Below are 6,549 nucleotides of genomic sequence, written 5' to 3'. Positions count from 1 at the left end.
CGTCAGTCGGCGGTGCCGGCGGCACCGGCGGCATCTGGATGGTGTGGTCGCTGGCGTCGTCGTCCGGCGCAGCATGGCGGCCCGATGACGGGCGCCATTGCTCGCCGTCCGGCGCAGTGCTGGTGGGCGCGCCGGTGACCGGCGAGGTCGATCCGGTGACCGGAGGGGTCGAGCCGGTGACTGGGCCGGACGGCGCCGGCTCTGGGTCACGGCGGTCGGTCGCGGTCGGCGGGTGCACGTCGGGCTCGACGATGCCCTCTTGTTTGGCCTCGGCGAGCTCCTTCGGAGTCATCACCGGGGGCAGGTTGGTGCCGTTGCGCCGGCGTCCGGACCCGGTGAACGGGGCCATCGGGCTGCGCTTGGGCACATCGGCACAGATGCGGTTCATGTCATCGGCGCTGAGGGTCTCCTTCTCCATCAGCTCAAGCACGATCTGGTCGAGCTCGGCGCGATGCTCGGTGAGGATCTCCCACGCCTCGTCGTGCGCCGTCTCGATCAACTCGCGGACCTCGCTGTCGATCAGCGCCGCGACCTCGTCGGAGTAGTCACGCTGGTGGCCCATGTCGCGGCCGAGGAAGGGCTCGGACTCGCTGGTGCCGTACTTCACGGCACCGAGCTTGTCGCTCATGCCGTACTCGGTCACCATCGCGCGGGCGACCTGCGTGGCCTTCTCGATATCGTTCGATGCCCCGGAGGTCGGGTCGTGGTAGACCATCTCCTCCGCGGCGCGGCCACCGAGCATGTAGGCCAGCGAGTCGACCATCTCCGAACGGCTCTGGCTGTACTTGTCCTCGGTCGGGAGGATCAGCGTGTGGCCCAGCGAGCGGCCACGCGGCAGGATCGTCACCTTGTGCACAGGAGCGCTGTGCGGCAGCGCCTGTGCGACCAGCGCGTGACCGCCCTCGTGGTAGGCGGTCATCTTCTTCTCGCGGTCGCTCATCGCGCGAGTACGGCGCTCCGGGCCGGCAATCACGCGATCGATTGCCTCTTCCAGCGAATCGTTCGTGATCGACGTGCCGCCCGTGCGGGCAGTGAGCAAGGCGGCCTCATTGACGACGTTCGCGAGGTCGGCGCCGGTGAACCCCGGCGTACGGCGGGCGATGGTGTCGAGGTCGACACCCGGCGCGATCGGCTTGCCCTTGGCATGCACCCGCAGGATCGCCTTGCGGCCCTCAAGGTCGGGACGGTCGACGGCGATCTGGCGGTCGAAGCGGCCGGGGCGCAACAGGGCCGGGTCGAGGATGTCGGGCCGGTTGGTAGCGGCGATCAGGATGACCCCGCCCTGGACGTCGAAGCCGTCCATCTCGACCAGCATCTGGTTGAGGGTCTGCTCCCGCTCGTCGTGACCGCCGCCCATGCCGGCGCCGCGGTGCCGGCCGACGGCATCGATCTCGTCGATGAAGATGATCGCCGGGGCGTTCTGCTTGGCCTGCTCGAACAGGTCGCGCACACGAGAGGCGCCCACGCCGACGAACATCTCCACGAAGTCCGAACCGGAGATCGAGTAGAAGGGGACGCCGGCCTCGCCGGCGACGGCCCGAGCGAGCAGCGTCTTGCCGGTTCCGGGCGGGCCGAACAGCAGGACGCCCTTCGGGATCTTCGCCCCGATGGCCTGGAAGCGAGCCGGGCTCTGCAGGAAGTCCTTGATCTCGCCGAGCTCCTCGATCGCCTCATCGGCACCGGCGACGTCCGCGAAGGTGGTCTTTGGCATGTCCTTGGACACCAGCTTGGCCTTGGACTTGGCGAACTGCATGACGCCGCGGCCGCCGCCTTGCATCGAGTTCATCAGGAAGAACAGCAGGCCCAGCAGGATGATGAACGGCAGCATCGAGATGAGCAGCGTGAACAGCACCGACTCCTGCGTGACGGTGGTGTCGAAACCGGTGTCCTCATCGGCGTCCGGCGAGGTTCCCTGGGCGGCCTTGACCGTGTCGAAGATCTGCCCCGAGGCACCGGCCGGGTACTGCGTCTGGATCTTGGTGACCTCTTCGGCGCCGTCACCGGTCGGATCGATCGCGTCCTTGAGGGTGATCTCGAGGATCTGCTCCTTGTCCTTGACGGTGACCGTCTCGGCGTTGCCCTCCTCAATCTGGCCGAGCGCGACCGACGTCTTGACCTCGGTGTACTCGCTACCGCCGCGGAAGACCGTCGACAGGAGGATGGCAAAGACCGCGGCGAGCGCCATGAAGAACCACGGCGACTTCACGACTTTGTTGTTCTTCATGCGCTGGGGCGCTGGCGAGGGCAAGCCCGTGCCTCCTGTGTACTGGGTAACTAGTGCCGCGCACGCCCCGAGGAGAGGCAAAGTGCCCGAAGTTCAAACTTTACAATGGTACTGCGGTCGGCATACCTAAATGGCAACGCACGTAACAACCGCCGTGTTCCCCACCGCGACGCCGTGTTCGGCGCCGCGACGCCGTGTTCCCCGCCGCGACGCCGTGTTCCCACCGCGGCGCCGTGTTCCCCACCGCGGCGCCGTGTTCCCCACCGCGGCGCCGGACGCCGCACCCCGCCACGACCCGGCACTCTTCGACCCGTGCCGGTTTCAACGGACGTCGAACCCTCCCCACGGTCGTCGAGCGACCCTCCCCACGGTCGTCGAACCCTCCCAACGGTCGTCGAGCGAGCGACGCACGGTCGTCGAGCGAGCGAGGAACGAGCGACGCCGAGACGCGGCGAGTCGGTGGTGTCCTCCCCACGGTCGTCGAACCCTCCCAACGGTCGTCGAGCGAGCGAGGAACGAGCGACGCCGAGACGCCGCGAGCCAGCACTCGACCTACGTCGTACTGCCGGGCGTCCTACCGGCGTCCCCACTCGCTCTCGATCGATCGCCTCTCGACTCGCGGGCCAGCCGCCGGATCGCGTCGAGGTCGCCGCGGATGAGCGCCTCCCGTTTGGCCCGGCTCCAGCCTTGCACCTGCTTCTCGCGGGCAAACGCGACCGCGATGGAGTCCGTCTCCTCGCTGTAGACAAGCTCGACCGGCAAGCGCCGCCGCGTGTACTTCGCCCCCTGGCCGTTCTGGTGTTCCCACAGCCGGCCCTCGAGGTTCCAGGTGCTACCCACGTAGTAACTGCCGTCTGAGCATTTCAAGATGTACATCGCTGGCATGGGCGCACTCTGGCTCTCGCTCGGCGTAATCACCATCGGTACTGCGGCCCTGAGGACTCCGCTTTCGGTCATCCACAGGCGGGCGCTGGCGAGTTGACAGCGCCTCGTGGCGTCTCGGCGTCGCTCGTTCCTCGCTCGCTCGACGACCGTGGGGGCGCTCGTCCGACCGTCGGGGCGCTCGACGACCGCGAAGGGACACCACCCACTCGCCACGTCTCGGCGTCGCTCGTTCCTCGCTCGCTCGACGACCGTGGGGGCGCTCGTCCGACCGTGGGGGCGCTCGGCGACCGCGAAGGGACACCACCCACTCGCCACGTCTCGGCGTCGCTCGTTCCTCGCTCGCTCGACGACCGTGGGGGCGCTCGTCCGACCGTGGGGGGCGCTCGACGACCGCGAAGGGACACCACCCACTCGCCGCGTCTCGGCGTCGCTCGTTCCTCGCTCGCTCGACGACCGTGGGGGCGCTCGTCCGACCGTGGGGGGCGCTCGACGACCGCGAAGGGACACCACCCACTCGCCACGTCTCGGCGTCGCTCGTTCCTCGCTCGCTCGACGACCGTGGGGGCGCTCGCCCGACCGTGGGCTCGCTCGACGACTGTGGGGGCTCGCGGAGGGGGCTGGTTAGCTGTAGACCTCGGGCTTGAGAATGCCGATGTAGGGCATATCACGGTAGCGCTCGGCGTAGTCCAGGCCGTAGCCCACCACGAACTCGTTGGGGATGTCGAACCCGACGTACTTCACCTCGACCGGCACCTTGATCGCCTCGGGCTTGCGCAGCAGCGCGACGACCTCTATCGAGGCGGGATTGCGGGCACCGAGGTTCTTCAGCAGCCACGAGAGGGTCAGGCCCGAGTCGATGATGTCCTCGACGACGAGTACGTGCTTGCCGGTGATGTCCTTGTCGAGGTCCTTGAGGATCCGGACGATGCCGGACGACGACGTCGAGGAGCCGTACGACGACACGGCCATGAACTCCAGCTCGACCGGGAGTGGAACCGCCCGCGCGAAGTCGCTCATGAACATCACCGCGCCCTTGAGCACACCCACGAGCAGGACCTCCTTGCCGGCGTAGTCCTTGGCGACCTGTTCGGCGAGCTCAGCAGTCTTCGCCACGATCTCCTCCTCGGAGATCACAGTCTTCTCGATCTCGGCGTCGTACACCGCGGGTGTCCTCACGTCGGTCTGGTGCGGGGTGCCGCCCGGCCACTGGAGTCGGCGGGCGCATGACTGATCCTGCCACGCTCGCGAATCACGCGGCTACCGCCCGGGAGGTACACCGGGCCCTGGCCGCGGTACCGGGCGACGAGCCCGTCGACGGCGACGACATGTGCGGAGGTGCAGGGCCCACCCAGTCGGTCGTCGAGCCACTGCTTGATCACCGCGCGGCGCGTTCCCTCGGTGAACCGGGCCAGCGTCTTGGCGTCGAGCTGGACGGCGCCGACCAGCTCAAGGATCGCGGCCACGTCCGCCCGCGGGTCGTCCTCCCGCAGCTGTCCGGCGGTGCGGGCCAGAGCCTCCGCGACTCCCCCGCCCAGGATCTCCTCGAGCAGCGGCAGCGCCTGCCTGCGCAGTCGCACGCGGGTGAAGCGCGGGTCGTCGTTGTGAGGGTCGTCCCACACGGGCAGCTGGAGGTCGGCGCAGTACTGCCGGGTCTGCGCGCGCCTCGTGCCCAGCAGCGGACGTCCCCAGGGAGCGTCGTACGGCGCCATGCCCTGCAGCGATCGGCGTCCCGAGCCGCGGCCTAGACCGAGCAGCACCGACTCCGCCTGGTCGTCGAGCGTGTGGCCCAGCAGGACGTCGCCGCGACCTACCTGCCGTAGAGCCGAGTAGCGCGCGTCGCGAGCCGCTGCCTCCGGCCCGCCGCGGGTACCGACGTCGACGGTCACGACCTGCGCGGACGCACACCCGGCGTCTACTGCCCACAGGCTTACGGCCTCGGCGCGTTGCGCGGAGCCCTCCTGCAGCTGGTGGTCGACCGTGACGGCGTGGACGGCGATCCGGCCGCGCGCCTCGAGCAGCGCCGCGCTGCACAGCGCAAGCGAGTCCGCGCCGCCGCTCACGGCGACGGTCAGCTCGTCGGGTTGCGGATGCGCCGCCAGCCAGCGCCGTACGGCGACCCGCACGGCCGCCACCGCCGCCGTCGGTCTCCCCGATCTTGGAACGTAACGCTCGCTCCGCGAGCGGTACGTTCCAGAATCGGGGGGAGCGGGGGGCACCTACCTGTCCTCGATGCGCCGTTCGACGATGATCTCGGCCTCGCCGGTCGTCTGCTCGCCCATCGGCACGTGGTCACGGTTGCGTGGCACCGTGAAGTGCCGCGTGGTGTTGCCGTTCTCGTCGGTCACGTCGGTGGCTGCATCGATGCGCCCGTGCGGGCGCACCCGGCTGATCCACGCCGCTGGGTCACCGAGCTCGGCGCGTGTTGGAAGGGTCTCCGGCGAGGTCCACACCCGGTTGAAACCGGCCATCCCGACCTCCCGGACCACGCCGTCGACGAAGTGCCGGCCCTCGGCGTACTGCTTCATCTTGGCCTCGAGCCCGAGCAGCTTGCGGAAGAAGCGGTCCAGCGGCGAGCGCCCCTTGCGGCGGGCGGTGAACTTCCTGCGAATCGACGCGACGGTCGGGATGACGTCGGACCCGACCTCGTCCATGACGTACTCGGCGTGCCCCTCCAAGAGGCTCATCGCCGCGGTCATCCGGTCGAGGACGTCCCGCTGCTCGGGGGATCCGGCCAGGGCCAGGAGACCGCGCGGGGCGTCGTCATCATCGTCGGACAGCCGGCGCGCCTTGATGTTGCTGGCGAGCTCCTTGAGCTGGTCACGGACCGAGTCCGGATCGAGGTTGGAGACCTCCACGAACTCCTCGATCAGCCCCCGCATGTAACCCTCCAGCCACGGGTTCGCGGTGAACTGCAGCCGGTGCGTGACCTCGTGGATGCACACCCACAAGCGGAAGTCGCGAGGGTCCACGTCCATCTTCTGCTCGGCGTCGATCACGTTCGGCGCGACCAGCAGCAACCTGCCTCCCTCACGGCCGAAGACGTCGTACTGCCCGAGCACCCGGCTGGCCATGAACGACAGCAGCACGCCAGCCTCGGCGCCCGTGACCCGGCTCCCGATCGCGCGTCCCACCCCCGAGGTCTTCGCCTTGGCGGTGAGCTTGCGAACCAGGGGGGCCATCAACCCGTCCAGCGACTCGGCATTCAGGTCGATCCAGCTCGCCCGGTCGACCACGACCGTCGGTGCGTCGTACACCGGATGGGCGATACCGGTGACCTCGCTGACATAGGCGTCCGCCCGGGCCGCGGCGTCCTCGAGCTCGCGGACGGCGGCGCGCGCCTCATCGAGGGACACGCGCGGGCCGGGGTTGACGAGCTGCTTGGCCGAGCGGGCCGCGACACCCCAGTCGATGAAGACCTCTGCACTCATGAGCGTCACGTT

At 69.2% G+C, this 6,549-nt stretch carries 5 protein-coding genes; all 5 read right to left on the bottom strand.

Annotated elements, in window-relative coordinates; all coding sequences use genetic code 11:
• Positions 1-2,248 (bottom strand): ATP-dependent zinc metalloprotease FtsH (ftsH, locus tag DAA40_RS15215; protein ID WP_304529207.1); only part of this gene is annotated, 2,248 nt, incomplete at its 3' end.
• A 528-nt stretch (positions 2,249-2,776) separates the two neighbouring features.
• The gene (locus tag DAA40_RS15210) at positions 2,777-3,109 is read right to left on the bottom strand and encodes a GIY-YIG nuclease family protein (RefSeq protein WP_106850617.1); all 333 of its coding nucleotides are present in this window, start codon (positions 3,107-3,109) and stop codon (positions 2,777-2,779) included.
• Between the two features lie 621 nt (positions 3,110-3,730).
• A complete protein-coding gene (gene hpt, locus DAA40_RS15205; RefSeq protein ID WP_106850558.1) occupies positions 3,731-4,270 on the bottom strand; it encodes a hypoxanthine phosphoribosyltransferase in 540 nt (179 codons plus the stop codon).
• An 11-nt stretch (positions 4,271-4,281) separates the two neighbouring features.
• Complete coding sequence (gene tilS, locus DAA40_RS15200; RefSeq protein ID WP_234356414.1) at positions 4,282-5,232, bottom strand: tRNA lysidine(34) synthetase TilS; 951 nt, start codon at positions 5,230-5,232, stop codon at positions 4,282-4,284.
• Positions 5,233-5,325: 93 nt separating this feature from the next.
• Positions 5,326-6,537 carry a zinc-dependent metalloprotease gene (locus DAA40_RS15195; protein WP_106850556.1) on the bottom strand — a complete coding sequence of 404 codons (1,212 nt, stop codon included), beginning with the start codon at positions 6,535-6,537 and terminating at the stop codon, positions 5,326-5,328.
• Between the last annotated feature and the right edge of the window lie 12 nt (positions 6,538-6,549).

This window comes from Blastococcus sp. Marseille-P5729, assembly GCF_900292035.1.
Taxonomy (GTDB): Bacteria; Actinomycetota; Actinomycetes; order Mycobacteriales; family Antricoccaceae; genus Cumulibacter.
Note: the sequence above shows the minus strand (reverse complement) of the source record. Positions and strands in the feature narration are given on the sequence as shown.